At 63.2% G+C, this 15,641-nt stretch carries 14 protein-coding genes; 11 read left to right on the top strand and 3 right to left on the bottom strand.

The genetic code is table 11. The annotated features are described in order from the left end of the window. Positions 1-49: 49 nt before the first annotated feature. The 3 genes from G365_RS0108940 to pxpB are packed head-to-tail and all read right to left on the bottom strand — an operon-like array spanning position 50 to position 2,682. Positions 50-820 (bottom strand): LamB/YcsF family protein, encoded by a 771-nt coding sequence (locus G365_RS0108940; protein WP_019645179.1) that lies wholly within the window; start codon positions 818-820, stop codon positions 50-52. Positions 821-847: 27 nt separating this feature from the next. Continuing rightward, positions 848-1,930: a 5-oxoprolinase subunit C family protein gene (locus tag G365_RS20895; protein ID WP_019645178.1), complete on the bottom strand. Its 1,083-nt coding sequence runs from the start codon at positions 1,928-1,930 to the stop codon at positions 848-850. Beyond that, on the bottom strand, positions 1,927-2,682 hold the full coding sequence (pxpB, locus tag G365_RS0108930) for a 5-oxoprolinase subunit PxpB (protein ID WP_019645177.1): 756 nt from the start codon (positions 2,680-2,682) through the stop codon (positions 1,927-1,929). The genes G365_RS20895 and pxpB overlap by 4 nt, the downstream gene beginning before the upstream one ends. A 262-nt stretch (positions 2,683-2,944) precedes the next feature. On the opposite strand from pxpB, the gene G365_RS0108925 reads away from it, so the two are divergent. From G365_RS0108925 to G365_RS0108875, 11 genes are all read left to right on the top strand, one after another. Continuing rightward, complete coding sequence (locus G365_RS0108925) at positions 2,945-3,919, top strand: TRAP transporter substrate-binding protein (protein ID WP_019645176.1); 975 nt, start codon at positions 2,945-2,947, stop codon at positions 3,917-3,919. A gap of 81 nt (positions 3,920-4,000) precedes the next feature. Continuing rightward, complete coding sequence (locus G365_RS0108920) at positions 4,001-4,543, top strand: TRAP transporter small permease (protein WP_019645175.1); 543 nt, start codon at positions 4,001-4,003, stop codon at positions 4,541-4,543. Position 4,544: 1 nt separating this feature from the next. Beyond that, positions 4,545-5,846, top strand: a complete 1,302-nt coding sequence (locus G365_RS0108915) for a TRAP transporter large permease (protein WP_019645174.1) — start codon at positions 4,545-4,547, stop codon at positions 5,844-5,846. Positions 5,847-5,960: 114 nt separating this feature from the next. Beyond that, positions 5,961-6,557, top strand: a complete 597-nt coding sequence (locus tag G365_RS0108910) for a winged helix DNA-binding protein (RefSeq protein WP_019645173.1) — start codon at positions 5,961-5,963, stop codon at positions 6,555-6,557. Between the two features lie 27 nt (positions 6,558-6,584). Then, on the top strand, positions 6,585-7,523 hold the full coding sequence (locus G365_RS0108905; protein WP_019645172.1) for a LysR family transcriptional regulator: 939 nt from the start codon (positions 6,585-6,587) through the stop codon (positions 7,521-7,523). A 274-nt stretch (positions 7,524-7,797) separates the two neighbouring features. Beyond that, complete coding sequence (locus G365_RS0108900) at positions 7,798-8,262, top strand: formate dehydrogenase subunit gamma (protein ID WP_019645171.1); 465 nt, start codon at positions 7,798-7,800, stop codon at positions 8,260-8,262. After that, positions 8,259-9,827: a formate dehydrogenase beta subunit gene (locus G365_RS0108895; protein WP_019645170.1), complete on the top strand. Its 1,569-nt coding sequence runs from the start codon at positions 8,259-8,261 to the stop codon at positions 9,825-9,827. Before G365_RS0108900 ends, G365_RS0108895 begins: the two co-directional genes overlap by 4 nt. A 16-nt stretch (positions 9,828-9,843) precedes the next feature. Continuing rightward, positions 9,844-12,636 (top strand): formate dehydrogenase subunit alpha, encoded by a 2,793-nt coding sequence (gene fdhF, locus G365_RS0108890; RefSeq protein ID WP_019645169.1) that lies wholly within the window; start codon positions 9,844-9,846, stop codon positions 12,634-12,636. A gap of 7 nt (positions 12,637-12,643) precedes the next feature. Continuing rightward, positions 12,644-13,465, top strand: a complete 822-nt coding sequence (gene fdhD, locus G365_RS0108885) for a formate dehydrogenase accessory sulfurtransferase FdhD (protein ID WP_019645168.1) — start codon at positions 12,644-12,646, stop codon at positions 13,463-13,465. 70 nt (positions 13,466-13,535) lie between these two features. After that, the gene (locus tag G365_RS0108880; protein WP_019645167.1) at positions 13,536-13,742 is read left to right on the top strand and encodes a formate dehydrogenase subunit delta; all 207 of its coding nucleotides are present in this window, start codon (positions 13,536-13,538) and stop codon (positions 13,740-13,742) included. A gap of 113 nt (positions 13,743-13,855) precedes the next feature. Beyond that, positions 13,856-15,577, top strand: a complete 1,722-nt coding sequence (locus G365_RS0108875) for an OFA family MFS transporter (protein WP_019645166.1) — start codon at positions 13,856-13,858, stop codon at positions 15,575-15,577. Positions 15,578-15,641 lie beyond the last annotated feature (64 nt).

Below are 15,641 nucleotides of genomic sequence, written 5' to 3'. Positions count from 1 at the left end.
TCTGCCGGGCTGACCGGCAGGAGACCACCGGGCAGGACGGGGCCGGGGATTACCCGGCAAACATATCCGGCAGCGCGGCCAGAGTGTGCCCCCGCTCCAGCAGGGCGGCACGGATGGCGCGGGCGGAGGCGACCGCTTCCGGGCCATCGCCATGCAGACAGATGGAATGGAAGGCGCAGGGCAGGACCGCGCCGCTGGTGGTGACGATGCCACCGGCATCCACCAGTCTGAGGACGTGGGCGACGCAGTCTTCCGGGTGGTGCAGCACCGACCCCGGCAGTTTGCGCGGGGTCAGCTGGCCGTCTTCCTGATAGGTTCGGTCGGCAAAAACCTCCAGCGCCACGGTCAGGCCGTCGTCCAGTCCGGCGGCGGCCAGCGGGGACAGCGCCGGGGCCAGCAGAATCAGGGACGGATCAAAGCGCCTGATGGCGCGGCTGATCACTTCGGCCAGTGTCCGGTCGGCGCAGGCCATGTTGCTGAGGGCGCCGTGGGCCTTCACATGGGTCATGCGGTGCCCAAGGGCCGAGGCAACCCCGGACAGGGCTGCCATCTGGTACATCAGCACGGCTTCCAGTTCCGCCGGGGGCAGGGTCATCGGGCGGCGGCCGAAACCCTGAAGATCAGGGAAGCCGGGATGGGCGCCGATGCTGACGCCCCGGGCCTTTGCCAGCTCGACCGTGCGCAGCATCACCAGCGGGTCACCGGCGTGGAAGCCGCAGGCAACATTGGCACTGTTGACGATATCCAGCAGCGCGGGATCATCGCCCATGGTCCACGGGCCAAAACTTTCCCCGAGGTCGGCATTCAGATTGATCTGCATAACAGGGTCTCCGGTAAGGGGAAGGGTTTATTCCGTATAGAGGTTGCCGGGAAAATGGTCTGCCAGCCGCATATCGACCATGCCGTCGATCAGGCTGGTGGTGTACAGGGCTTCCAGATCAATTTCGCCGGGGCGGCGTTCCGGGGCAATGCTGGCGATGGCGGCGTCCAGCCGTCCCCGCAGGGCGCGGGCGGCCTGTTCAGCCTCTTCCACCGAAACCAGGCTGAAGGTGATCGTTTCCCCCGGGACCCGGTTGGCAAGGCGGGGCAGGTCGGCGCTGATCACCGTGGCGATTTTAGGATAACCGCCGGTGGTCTGGGCGTCTGCCATCAGAATGATCGGCAGCCCGGATCCGGGTACCTGCATGGCCCCCGGGGCGATACCGTCAGAAATGATATCGCTGCCTTTTGCCGGGTCATGCTTCAGCGGTGTCCCTTCCAGCCGGAAGCCCATGCGGTCGGCCTCGCGGCTGACGGTAAAGGCTGTTGTGGTCAGCGTCTGATAGGCTTCGGCGGTGAAGTATTCTTCCTGCGGCCCGGCAACCACGCGGATCGGGCCGTCGCCGAGATCAAACCCGTCAGGCAGGCACAGCGACTCGCGGGGCAGTTCAGCATCCGGCGTCAGCAGCGGCAGGGCATCTCCGGCCTGAAGCGGGCGGCCCTGAAAGCCCCCGAATCCGGCCTTGATCTGGGTGGACCGGCTGCCAATAACGTCAGGCACCGCGACCCCGCCGTCAACGGCGATCACTCCGATTCCGCCGCGTTCGGGGGCGGCGAGCTTCAGGCTTTCGCCATCAGACAGGATGAAGGCGGTCCACGGACGGACTTCCCGGCGGGAGTCGGGGTCGTCGGCGGCGATGATGTGACCGGACAGACTGCCGGAAAGGGCCAGCCGCACCGGGCCGCCGCTGGCGCGCAGGGTGGGCGAGGTCAGCCGGACCTCGATCACCGCCGCATTTTCTGCGTTGCCAAGCAGGGCATTGGTCAGGATCAGGGCGGTGCGGTCAAGGCATCCGGCCACCGGCACCCCAAGGGCCCGGCTGCGGGTCGCCCCGCCATCCTGAATCAGCGACAGTGCCCCGGGGCTGACAATCTGGAGGGTCCGGGTCATGATGCGTCTCCCGTCCGGCGGAACTGGCTCAGGTCCAGAGACCCGGCGGCGGCCTGTGTCGTCAGCTGATCAAAGTCAGTGCGGCTGACCGCCTGAAACCGGACCCGGTCGCCCGCTGACAGCAGGGCCGGAGCAGTGCGGGTGCTGTCAAACAGTGGCACCGGGCAGCGGCCCAGCAGATGCCAGCCACCGGGGCTTTCCCACGGATAGATAGCGGTCATGCCGTTGGCGATAGCCACCGATCCGGCCGGAACGCGGGTGCGCGGGCTGGTCCGGCGGGGCAGGCGCAGGGTAGCGTCAAGATCCCCCATAAACGGAAAGCCGGGCAGAAAGCCGATACAGTACACCGAATAGTCGGTGCTCAGATGGCGGGCGATCACGTCTTCCGGGCTCAGGCCGGTGCGGTCCGCCACATCGGCCAGATCCGGGGCCAGATCGGTATCGTGGCAGATCGGCAGGGTCCACAGGGCCCCGGTCAGGGCTGCGGCGGGGGTGGTCTGTTCCAGCAGGGGCACCACCGCTTTCAGCACGCTGGCGCGGTCTGTCCGCAGCGGATCATGATGGACTGTCACCGAGCGGAAGGCGGCGGCAACCTCGGTCACGCCGGGCAATCTGCCATCGGCAATGGCGGCGTTGAGAACCGCCGTGGCGGTATGCACCCGCCGGGCAGCGTCTTCGCCGGCGGCGGGGGCCAGATCTAGGGTAAAAGCCGTGTCGGCAAGGGGACGGATAGCCTCGATTTCCACCGGCATGACTCCCTGTTCAGTATCGCAGTGGCGGGGTGAGGAATTTTGGGATGCGGCGCGTCTTTGTTATGATTTTCCGGCTTTAAGGCCGGGCTTTAAAAACCGGCACGGTGAGTCCGGCTTTAAGGCCTATCAGGGCACTACATCCTGCAATCGTTCTAACAAAAACGTTGACAAGTTGTCAACGTAATGATGACATAAATTCGCCACAAGCGCACCTGCACTCAAGGACATTCAATTCCAATTTCAAACACAGGGAGCACCCGTGATGCTGCAACTGCGTGGGATTCTGCTGGCTACCGGTCTGGCCGTCAGCCTGTCTGTTCCGGCCTTCGCCGCCGATAAGTGGGATATGCCGACTCCGTATCCGGATTCGACCTTTCACACCGTCAATATCCGTGAGTTTGCCAAAGACGTCGAGCAGGCCACCGGCGGCAAGCTGGTGATCAATGTTCATTCCGCCGGGTCGCTGATCAAGCATCCGGAAATCAAGAATGCTGTGCGCAGCGGTCAGGCGCAGGCCGGGGAATTCTTCCTGTCCACGCTGGGGAATGAAAACCCGATTTTTGAAGTTGATGCGGTCCCCTTCCTCGCCACCAGCTATACGCAGGCTGACAGCCTGTGGCAGGCATCCCGCCCGCTGGTGGAGAAGGAACTCGCCAAGCAGCGCCTGAAGGTGCTCTATGCCGTGGCCTGGCCGCCGCAGGGCCTTTACACCAAGAATGAGGTGAAGGTTCCGGGCGACTTCAAGGGCATGAAGATGCGCTCCAACAACTCCATCACCGAACGCCTGAGCACCCTGCTGGGCGCGGTGCCGACCCAGGTGCAGGTGCCGGATATTCCGCAGGCCTTTGCCACCGGTCAGGTGGAAGCGATGATCACCTCTCCGTCCACCGGCGTGGGGTCGAAGGCGTGGGACTTTGTGAAGAACTACTACGACGTCGCCGCCTGGGTGCCGAAGAACGTGGTGGTGGTCAACGCCAAGGCGTTTGATGCGCTGCCGGCTGACGTGCAGAAGGCTGTGCTGGATGCTGCCGCCCGCGCTGAAAAGCGTGGTTGGGAAATGAGCCTGAACGAAGCCAATTCCATGACCAAGGAACTGGAAAAGAACGGCATGGCCGTGCGTGAAGCCTCGCCGGAAGTGACCGCTGCGCTGATGCAGGCCGGTGACAAGCTGGTGAAGGAATGGAGCGCCATGGCCGGGGCCGATGGTGAAGCCATCCTCAAGGCTTACAAGAAGTAAGATCTGCGATGCAGGCGGGATGATGGATAAAGGCATCTTCCCGCCTGTTTTGTATCTATCTCACGCCGGAGGGCTTCTCTCATGCGCCGGACTCTGGACGGTCTTTATGCTGGCAGCGGGCTTGTTGCCGCCCTGTGCCTGTTTGTGATCTTTGGCCTGATCCTGTTGCAGGTTGTCGCCAATACCATTGATTTTATCGCCAAGCTGACCACCGGCACCGCCTATGGCCTGTCGATCCCCAGCTATACCGACTTCTGCGGTTTCTTTCTGGTCGGGGCCTCGTTTCTGGCGCTGGCGTCGACCTTCCGCGCCGGGGGGCATATCCGTGTGTCGCTGATCCTGCAGGCCATCCCGCTGTGGGCCCGCCGCTGGGCCAATGTGCTGTGCGCGGTTATTGCGTTGGGGCTGACCCTGTTCATGAGCTGGCATGCGTGGGAACTGGTGCGGGACAGCCTTGACTTCGGGGATGTCTCCGGCGGTCTGATCCCGGTCAAGCTGTGGATTCCGCAGGCGGTGATGGCACTGGGCGTTACTATCCTCGGGGTTGCGGTCTGTGACTCCTTCCTCGCCGGTCTGCTGGGCAAGGCGGATCCGGCCCTTGATTCCCTCGAAGGGGGCGAATGAGATGTCGGAAATGCTCGTCGCCGCGATTATCTCGCTGGTCGCTCTGTTCGGGTTCCTCGGTCTGGGGACTTGGGTGGCGTTCTCGCTGCTGGGTGTCGGGGCCGTCTGTATGGCGCTGTTTTCCAATGCGCCGCTGGGTACCAGTCTGGCCTCCACCCTGTGGGGGGGCGCTAATCAGTGGTCGCTGGCCTCGCTGCCGCTGTTTCTGTGGATGGGGGAAATCCTGTTCCGTTCCCGGTTGTCCAGCGACATGTTTGCCGGTCTAGCCCCGTGGATGACCCGCCTGCCGGGCCGTCTGCTGCACGTTAACGTGTTCGGCTGCGGTATCTTTGCCGCAGTGTCGGGGTCGTCGGCTGCCACCGCTGCCACCATCGGCAAGATTTCCCTGCCGGAGCTGCTGAAGCGCGGCTATCCGGAACATATGGTGCTGGGCACGCTGGCCGGATCTGCCACCCTTGGCCTGCTGATCCCGCCGTCGATCATCATGATCGTGTACGGGGTGGCCACGGACCAGTCGATTGCCCGTCTGTTCATGGCCGGTGTGATCCCCGGTATTCTGCTGATGGCGCTGTTCGTCGGCTATGTGGTGGTGTGGTCGCTGTTCAATCGCCACCGCCTGCCGCAGGAAGATGCGGTTAAGGTGACCTGGGGTGACCGGGTTCTGGCCATCAAGCGCCTTGGTCCGGTGTTCCTGCTGATCGGTGGTGTGATCGGGTCAATTTACTCCGGCATTGCCTCGCCGACCGATGCGGCGGCGGTTGGGGTGGCGATTGCGCTGCTTCTGGCCCGGATTTCCGGGGACCTGAACTGGTCTACCTTTAAGGCCGGGCTGATCGGCGCCACCCAGATGTCGTGCATGATTGCCTTCATTCTGGCCGGGGCCAACTTCCTGACCACAGCCATGGGCTACACCGGCATTCCCGCCGGGCTTGCCCAGTGGGTGGCGGCGCTGCAGCTGTCGCCGTATGCGCTGCTGGCGGCGCTGACCGTGCTGTTTATCATTCTTGGCTGCTTCCTCGACGGGATTTCTATGGTGGTGCTGACCACCTCGGTGATCCTGCCGATGGTTCTGGCTGCCGGTATTGATCCGATCTGGTTCGGGATCTATCTGGTGTTTGTGGTTGAAATGGCCCAGATCACCCCGCCGGTCGGCTTTAACCTGTTCGTTATTCAATCGTTGACCAACCGCAATATCCTCACCATTGCCAAGGCCACCATGCCGTTCTTCCTGATCATGGTCGCGGCGCTGGTGTTGATTACGGTGGTGCCCGATATCGCGCTCTGGCTGCCGAACCAGATGTAAAGAGTACAGCTCTGTGGGGTGGGCAGAGCAATCTTCCCGCCCCGCAGACCGGCAAACGTTGCACTCCCGGGGCGGCGGTGCTGTAATCGGCCCCTGATCAGACAGGAGAGACCCGTGACCGGCACTGCCGATACCCCGCCGCCGAAAGCCCCCCGAAAGCCCCGCCGCAAGCTGTTTGATGAAGTGGCGCGGATTGCCTCGGCGATGCCGGCGACGATGATTGTGTCGTCGGAGCATCTGGCCTCGGACGAAGGCTGGCAGCTTTCCGAATACGAATACGGCCTGATTGTCGCGTCCCACGCTTTTAACCGCTGGATGATCCGCTGCATGGCGGCGGTGGGGTATTCCGACTTCAGCCCGCTGGACGTACTGGTGCTGCACAACGTCAATCACCGTAAGCGGGCCAAGCGGCTGACTGATATCTGCTTCGTGCTGAATATTGAAGATCAGCATACGGTCAATTATTCCATCAAAAAGCTGCTGAAGGCCGAGCTGGTCGAAGGCGAGCGCCGTGGTAAGGAGCGGTTCTACCGCACCACCGAAAAAGGCCAGCAGGTCTGCAAGAATTACCGTGATCTGCGCGAACGCTGTCTGGTCGAGGCGATCCGCTCGCTGGAAAGCGACGGCGAGGATCTGCGGCGGGTGGCAACCATGCTGCGCGGCCTGTCAGGGTTTTACGATCAGGCGGCGCGCTCGGTGTCGTCGGTCTGAGGGGCCATGTGACGGCAGGGGGCGGCGATGTTCCGCAAATACGTCTATCTGATGGCCCTGTCGCGGGAGCGGCATTTTGGCCGGGCAGCGGCGGCCTGTAACGTTTCGCAGCCGACCTTATCCAATGCGATCCGGCAGCTGGAGGCGGAGCTTCAGGTGCCGATCGTCGAGCGCGGGCAGAAGTTTCAGGGCTTCACCCCCGAAGGGCTGAAGGTGCTGGAGCATGCCCGTCGGATACTGGCCGAGCGTGACGGTCTGCTGCAGGATCTGGGGGCGCTTCAGCAGGGAATCAGCGGGACCCTGCGACTGGGGGTCATCCCCACGGCCCTGCCCGCAGTCGGGCATCTGATTGGCCCTTTTGCCGAACGCTATCCCGATGTGCGCATTTCCGTGGTGTCGCTCAGCTCGCGCGAAATTCAGCGTGGGCTGGATGAGTTTGAGATCGACGTCGGTGTCACTTATCTGGATAACGAGCCGCTGTCGCATGTGCGGATGGTGCCGCTGTACTCCGAGCGGTATTTTCTGCTGACCCGCCGCCGCGACTGGGATGGGCGGACCAGTGTCAGCTGGGCCGAGGCGGCGCAGGTGCCGCTGTGCCTGCTGACGCCGGATATGCAGAACCGCCGGATTGCTGAAGGGGCGTTCCGTATGGCGGGCTGCTCGGTGACGCCGACGCTGGAAACCAATTCCCTGATGAACCTGTTCGTTAATGTCCGTCATGGGCATTGGTCCAGCGTGGTCCCGGGACAGCTGCTGACGCTGACCCAGCCCGATGAAGGGCTGGTGGCTTTACCGCTGACCACTCCGGACATCACGTATGTCATCGGTCTGGTCTATGCCGAGCGGGATCCGGCATTGCCGATGGCGAAAGCGCTGGCAGCCTCAGCCACCGAAAACAAGCTGTCCACCCGTATTGCGGAATACACCCGGGACCGGCTGCGGCAAAGCGGCGTCATAGGTTTTTGAAATTACCCTATCGCGGGCGTCGGGCACTGAAGCGCCGTTCCGGCGGGGTTCCGTGATAGATTTTTGCTATCGCAGTATTGGCAAAAAAAATTTGCCGACAGACCCCGCCGGACCGCAGCATGCGGTAACAGACGGCGTGGCCGGGGTGGGTGCCCTGTCCGCGACCGGCAAGAGAGAAGAATAGAGAGAAATGGGAGGCGTCATGACTGACCCCCGCCACTCCGGGACGGAGGCGGGCAGCACTGCCCCGTGGCCCGCACAGGAATCCTCCTCCGTGCGCCCGTGGGATGCTGCCGTTGCACAGCAGATTATTGACGGGTTCGCCGGTCAGCGCGGGGCGCTGCTGCCGATGCTGCACGCCCTGCAGGGCTGTTTTGGCTGCATTGATGATGCCGCCCTGCCGCTGCTGGCCCGCAGCCTGAATCTGTCACGGGCTGATGTGCATGGGGTTGTCACATTTTATCATGACTTCCGCCGGACCCGTCCGGGGCGCCATATTCTGAAGGTCTGCCGGGCGGAAGCCTGTCAGGCGATGGGGGCCGATGCCCTGATCGCGCATATCAAAGACCACCTGAGCGTCGATTTTCATGAAACGACCGGGGACGGGGCTTTCACTCTGGAGGCGGTCTACTGTCTGGGCAACTGTGCCCTGTCCCCGGCCCTGATGCTGGATGAGACACTGGTGGGGCGGGTCACTCCGGCCCGGTTTGATGCTCTGGTGGCGGGGGTGCGGTCATGACGGAGATGATCACCGTTTACGTGCCCTGCGATGCTGCGGCCCTGTCTGTCGGGGCCGATGAGGTCGCCGCTGCCATCGTTGCCGAGGCCGCCCGCCGCCATCAGGCGGTGACGGTGGTGCGCAATGGCAGCCGCGGTATGCTGTGGTTGGAGCCGCTGGTGGAAGTGGCCACCGCGCAGGGCCGGGTTGCCTATGGTCCGGTGGCGCCGGAGCAGGTGGCAGACCTGTTTGAGGCCGGGTTCCTGACCGGCGGGGCCCATCCGCTGGGGCATGGCCTCACGGAGCAGATCCCGTTTTTTCACCATCAGCAGCGCCTGACTTTTGCCCGCTGCGGGCTGACCGATCCGCTGTCGGTGGAGGACTACCGCGCTCATGGCGGTTTCGTCGGGCTGGAACGCGCACTGACCATGGCCCCGGCTGATATCTGTACCGAAGTGGCTGAGTCCGGGTTGCGCGGGCGTGGCGGGGCCGGGTTCCCGACCGGGATCAAATGGCGCACCGTGCTGGACGCCAAAGCCGATGAAAAATTCATCTGCTGTAATGCTGATGAGGGCGACAGCGGCACGTTTGCCGACCGGATGATCATGGAAGGGGATCCGTTCTGCCTGATTGAAGGGATGACGGTTGCCGCGCTCGCCGTCGGGGCGACGCAGGGCTACATCTATGTGCGGTCGGAATATCCGCATGCGATTGCCACCCTGCGGCGGGCGATTGATCTGGCCTATGAGCAGAACTGGCTGGGGGCCGGTCTGCACGGGTCGGCACATCGTTTCGATCTCGAAGTGAGAACCGGTGCCGGTGCCTACATTTGTGGTGAGGAAACGGCGATGCTGGAAAGCATCGAGGGGAAGCGCGGCATGGTCCGTGCCAAACCGCCGCTTCCGGCGCTGGAAGGGCTGTTCGGTAAGCCGACCGTGGTGAACAACGTGCTGTCCCTGTGTTCGGTGCCGGTGATTCTGGCCAAGGGTGCGGCTTTTTACCGTGATTTCGGGGTCGGGCGTTCGCGTGGGACCCAGCCGTTCCAGCTTGGCGGCAATATCCGTCACGGTGGCCTGTTTGAGACTGCGTTCGGCATCACCCTGCACGATCTGGTGTATCGTTTCGGGGGCGGCACGGCTTCGGGCCGTCCGGTGCGGGCGGTGCAGGTCGGCGGGCCGCTGGGGGCCTATCTGCCGGAACATCTGTTCCACCTGCCGAAGGATTATGAAGCCTTCGCGGCGGAGGAGGCGATGGTCGGCCACGGCGGCATCGTGGTGTTTGACGACAGTGTCGATATGGCAAAGCAGGCCCGTTTCGCCATGGAATTCTGCGCCATTGAAAGCTGTGGCAAGTGTACGCCGTGCCGCATCGGCTCCACCCGTGGGGTTGAGGTGATCGACCGGATCATCGCCGGAGAGCGGCGCGATGAGAATCTGGCCCTGCTGGAAGACCTGTGCATGGTGATGACGGAAGGGTCGCTGTGCGCGATGGGGGGGCTGACGCCGCTGCCGGTGCGCTCTGCGCTGAAGCATTTCCCCGAAGATTTTGACCGCCCGGCCAGCGCCCCGGCGCAGGCAGCCGAATAAGCGAGGAGGGCCGATCATGACCCTGATTAAAGAACAGGATTACGGTACTCCTGCCTCCCGCAGTGAGAAAATGGTCAGCCTGCGGATTGACGGGCGCACCGTCACCGCCCGCGAGGGGACCTCAATCATGCGAGCCGCCGCCGAGGCCGGGATCTCCATTCCCAAGCTGTGTGCCACCGACAGCCAGAACGCCTATGGCTCCTGCCGCCTGTGTCTGGTGCAGGTCGAAGGGCGGCGGGGGACGCCTGCCTCCTGCACCACGCCGGTGGCGGACGGGATGGACGTTCTGACCCAGACCCCGCGTCTGGCCGCCCTGCGCAAAGGGGTGATGGAACTGTATATCTCCGATCATCCGCTGGACTGTCTGACCTGTGCTTCCAACGGGGACTGCGAATTGCAGGACATGGCCGGGAAGGTCGGCCTGCGCGAGGTGCGCTACGGCTTTGACGGCGCCAATCACCTGAAGGCGGAAAAGGACGAGAGCAACCCCTATTTTACCTTCGATCCGGCGAAGTGCATCGTCTGTTCCCGCTGCGTCCGTGCCTGTCAGGAAACGCAGGGCACGTTCGCGCTGACCCTTGACGGGCGGGGGTTTGCCTCGAAAATCGCTGCCGGGATGGATGACGGTTTTCTGGCCTCTGACTGTGTGTCCTGCGGGGCCTGTGTGCAGGCCTGCCCGACCGCCACACTGATGGAAAAAGCGGTGATCGATCACGGTCAGCCGGAACACAGCGTACTGACCACCTGTGCCTATTGCGGGGTCGGCTGCTCTTTCAAGGCCGATATGCAGGGGGAAACCGTGGTGCGGATGGTGCCGTGGAAAGACGGCGGTGCCAATGAAGGTCATTCCTGCGTGAAGGGGCGCTTCGCCTGGGGCTATGCCACCCACAGTGACCGGGTGACCACCCCGATGATTCGTGACACGATCCATGAGCCGTGGCGCAAGGTGTCGTGGGACGAAGCGATTGGTTTTGCCGCCACCCGCCTGAAGGCGATTCAGGCGCAGTACGGCAAAAACTCGATTGGCGGGATCACCTCTTCACGCTGTACCAACGAAGAGGTCTTCGTGGTGCAGAAAATGATCCGCGCCGCCTTCGGCAACAACAATGTCGATACCTGCGCCCGTGTCTGCCATTCCCCTACCGGGTATGGTCTGAAGCAGACCTTCGGGACCTCGGCGGGGACGCAGGATTTCCGCAGTGTCGATCAGTCCGATGTGTTGCTGGTGATCGGGGCCAATCCGACCGACGCCCACCCGGTGTTCGGCTCACGGATGAAAAAGCGCATCCGCGCCGGGGCGAAGGTGATCGTGATTGATCCGCGCCGCACCGATCTGGTGGAAAGCCCGCATATCCGGGCGTCGCATCATCTTCAGCTGCGCCCCGGGACCAATGTGGCGATCGTCAACGCGCTGGCCCATGTGATTGTCACCGAAGGGCTGGTCAACCGTGCTTTCGTTGAAGAGCGCTGTGATCCGACCGAGTTCGCCCGCTGGGAAGGCTTTATTGCGGACCCGCGTCATAGTCCGGAGGCGGTTGAGGCGATTACCGGCGTCCCGGCGGCAGAGGTGCGCGGGGCGGCCCGCCTGTATGCCACCGGCGGCAATGCGGCGATTTATTACGGGCTGGGCGTGACTGAACACAGTCAGGGCTCCACCATGGTGATGGGCATGGCCAATCTGGCGATGGCCACCGGCAACATTGGCCGGGAAGGGGTGGGGGTCAACCCGCTGCGCGGTCAGAACAACGTGCAGGGCTCCTGCGATATGGGCTCGTTCCCGCATGAGTTTTCCGGCTACCGCCATGTGTCGGATGATACCGTGCGGGCCATGTTCGAGGTGGTCTGGGGCACGGCGCTGGATCCCGAGCCGGGCCTGCGGATCCCCAATATGTTTGATGCCTCCATCGGCGGGTCTTTCCGGGGGCTGTATGTCCATGGCGAAGATATTGCCCAGTCTGACCCCAACACCAACCATGTGGCGGCGGCGCTGGAGGCGATGGAGTGTGTGATCGTGCAGGACCTGTTCCTGAACGAGACCGCCAATTATGCCCATGTGTTCCTGCCCGGCACCTCGTTCCTGGAAAAAGACGGTACCTTCACCAATGCTGAACGCCGTATCAACCGGGTACGCCCGGCGATGCGCAGCCAGACCGGCAAGGATGAGTGGGAGGTGACCTGTGATCTGGCCGCCGCCATGGGGTACCCGATGCGCTACGACAGCGCGGCTGAGATCATGGATGAAATCGCCCGCCTGACCCCGACCTTCAAGGGTGTCAGCTTCGAGCGCCTTGACCGCGACGGCAGCCTGCAATGGCCGGTGAATGATGCCGCCCCCAATGGCACCCCGCTGATGCATGTTGACGGTTTCGTGCGGGGCAAGGGCCGCTTCATGCTGACCGAATACGTGGCAACCGAGGAGCGGGCCTCCCGTTTCTTCCCGCTGTTGCTGACCACCGGGCGTATTCTGTCGCAGTACAACGTCGGCACCCAGACCCGCCGCACCGGTAATGTGGCATGGCACCCGGAGGATATTCTGGAAATCCATCCGCACGATGCCGAGGAGCGTGGCATCCGCGACGGTGATCTGGTGTCACTGGCCAGCCGCAAGGGGGCGACCGGCCTGCGGGCGATGATTTCTGACCGGATGCCGCAAGGGGTGGTCTACACCACCTTCCATCACCCGGTGACCGGGGCCAATGTGGTGACCACGGAGAATTCCGACTGGGCCACCAACTGCCCGGAATACAAGGTGACGGCGGTCCAGGTCACCCTGTCGAACCAGACCCCGCAGGTTTCGGCGGCGGAGTAAGACAGGGATGATGGATGGCAACGGCCTTCTGGCGGGTGTTCCGGCCGGGTCAGTCCGGGTCAGCGGGTGGCTCAGTCCGCCTGCTGACGCGCCGGAAGGCGCGGTTGACTGGCTGGTCCCGGAAGAAGTGCCGGTTGCCATTACCCTCAACGGGTCAACCCTGGCCGTGATGATGGCGACACCGGCTGATCTGGAAGATTTTGGCATCGGCTTTGCCGTGGCCGAAGGTGTGCTGGCTGATGTCGCTGCAATAGAGGACATTGCGGTTCTGGATGACTGCAACGGCATGGTGGTGCATCTGTCTGCCGCCCCGTCTCGGGTGCGGGAGGAGGCGATCCGCAGCCGGACTCTGGCCGGACGCTCGGGCTGCGGTCTGTGCGGCGTTGACAGTCTGGACGGGGCCGTCCGCTGGCCGGGCCAGCAGGTTCGGCCCCTGACCGTGACCGCACAGGCCGTACAGCGGGCGCTGGCCTTGCTGCCTGAGTATCAGCCGATGAACCGCCTGAACCGGTCTGTCCATGCGGCTGCATGGTGCCAGCCCGATGGTACGGTGATGCTTGCGCGGGAAGACGTCGGGCGGCATAACGCGTTGGATAAACTGATCGGGGCGCTGTTGCGCGCCGGGATCTCTCCGGCAGACGGATTTGTGGTGATGACCAGCCGCTGTAGTTTTGAACTGGTTCAGAAAGCGGCGGCAGCCGGGATTCCGGTTCTGGCAACCCTGTCGGCACCGACGGCGCTGGCCTTACGGCTGGCCGATGCGGCCGGGCTGACGGTTCTGTCAGCTCACCGGGGGGGTGGGGTGGTGCGGTTTAACACTCCGGCCTGAGGGGCGGGGTTGGTTTAAAGAAGAATGACGGGACGGTTTTCCGCCCGGCTGGCAGGGGATGTGAGCAACAATGGACACCGCTGATCTGGTCCGTATGGCCAATCAGATCGCCGCCTACTTCCGGTCCTACCCGGAGGCGGAGGCGGTCAGCGAAATTTCCCAGCACATCAAAAGCTTCTGGGATCCGCGTATGCGTCAGGGGCTGGATGCCCTGATGGCATCGGGCGGCGAAGAGCTGGACCCGCTGGTCCGCAGGGCGTTTCCGCCACAGGACTGACGGTGATCGGCCCGCCACAAGAAAGAGTGCTTAAGATCCGGCATCTGTAAGCCGGGCATCGACAGGACAGGACGGCAGGACCGGGGATACCGGCCACGTATCCGGGAGGATTCATGAATATCTTTGAAGGCCTGAAAAAGGAACAGATCGTCGCCGGGGACGATTACAACCGCTGGCTGGTGCCGCCAGCTTCGATCGCCATTCATCTGTGCATCGGCTCGGTGTATGCATGGAGCATCTTTAATCCGCCCCTGACCCGTGAATTCGGGGTTGTTGCCAGTTCCTCGGCGGACTGGTCGCTGGGGCAGGTGGTGTGGATTTTCTCCACCGCCATCGTCTTCCTTGGCCTGTCGGCGGCGATCGGCGGCAAGTGGCTGGAAAAGGTCGGCCCGCGCATGGTCGGTACCGTTGCCGCCCTGTGCTGGGGCGGTGGTATTCTGCTGGGCGGCCTCGGGATTTATCTGCATCAGCTGTGGCTGGTATATCTGGGCTATGGGGTGATTGGCGGCTGCGGCCTTGGCCTTGGCTATGTGTCCCCGGTATCGACGCTGATCCGCTGGTTTCCTGACCGTCGCGGCATGGCCACCGGTATGGCGATCATGGGGTTCGGCGGCGGGGCGATGATTGGCGCGCCGCTGAAGGAATGGCTGCTGAAGCTGTACTATGAAGCGCCGATGTATCTGGGCAAGGCAGCCGATGTTGCCCTGACCACCGATGGCGGCAAGCGTTTCGCTCAGGTCGGTGGTGCCCTGAAAGAGGTTGTGGTGGTCTCCGCCAAAGAGGCCGCCAAGCTGACCGTACCGGGGCCCGAGGGTGTCTATGTGGTCGGGACCGGTTCCACCGGGGCGGCGGCGACGTTCTTCACCCTTGGTATTCTGTACCTGATCGTGATGGTGGCGGCGGCGTTCTCTTACCGTGTGCCGCGTGACGGCTGGCTGCCGAAGGGCTGGACCCCGCCGAAGGCCGACACCAGCGCCAAGAAGATGATCTCCACCCGGCATGTGCATATCGATCAGGCCCTGAAAACCCCGCAGTTCTATTTCCTGTGGGTGGTGCTGTGCGCCAACGTCACCGCCGGGATCGGCGTGCTGGGGGTGGCGAAGACCATGATGACGGAAATCTTCGGCTCCACTCTGCCGATGATCGTCAATGGCAGTTTCGCGGCTACCTATGTGCTGATGATTTCGGTGTTTAACATGGTCGGGCGCTTCTTCTGGGCGTCCAGCTCAGATTTCCTTGGCCGTAAGAACACCTACTTCATCTTCTTCGGGCTGGGGATTCTGCTGTATTGCTCGGTGCCGTTCGCCGCGCAGCAGGTCAGCGCCCATCCGGCGGTGATGTGGCTGGTGATGTTCTATGCGGCCACCATGGTTATCTTCACCATGTACGGCGGTGGGTTTGCCACCATCCCGGCCTATCTGGCCGACATTTTCGGCACCAAGTTTGTCGGCGGTATCCATGGCCGTCTGCTGACCGCATGGTCCACTGCCGGGGTGCTTGGCCCGCTGGTGCTGACCGAGCTGCGGGAGGCGTCGCTGGTGTCGGAGCTGAAGGCGCTGGCCGGGAAGGTCGATCCGGCTAAGTTCCAGTCCACCTTCGGGGCGGGTGTGGATAAGCTTGACGAGCTGATCACCGCCAAGACGGTCACGATCTCCCGTCTGATGGAGATTGCTCCGGCCGGTACGCTGGACCCCACCCCCAGCCTGTACAATACCACCATGTATGCGATGGCCGGTCTGCTGGTGGTCGGTCTGATCGCCAACATGATGGTCAAGCCGGTGCATGAGAAGCACCACATGCCGCACGACGAATTTGCTGACGGCATGTCGCAGTAACCTGCCTGAGGCGGTCTGCAAAAAGCCCCGCCGGAGTATTCCGGCGGGGTTTTCTTATGGTGCA

Origin of the sequence: Novispirillum itersonii subsp. itersonii ATCC 12639, assembly GCF_000381985.1 — a bacterium.
In the GTDB taxonomy this organism is placed as follows: Bacteria; Pseudomonadota; Alphaproteobacteria; order Rhodospirillales; family Rhodospirillaceae; genus Novispirillum; species Novispirillum itersonii.
The sequence above is the reverse complement of the archived record's forward strand: the minus strand, read 5'-3'. Positions and strand labels throughout refer to the sequence as shown.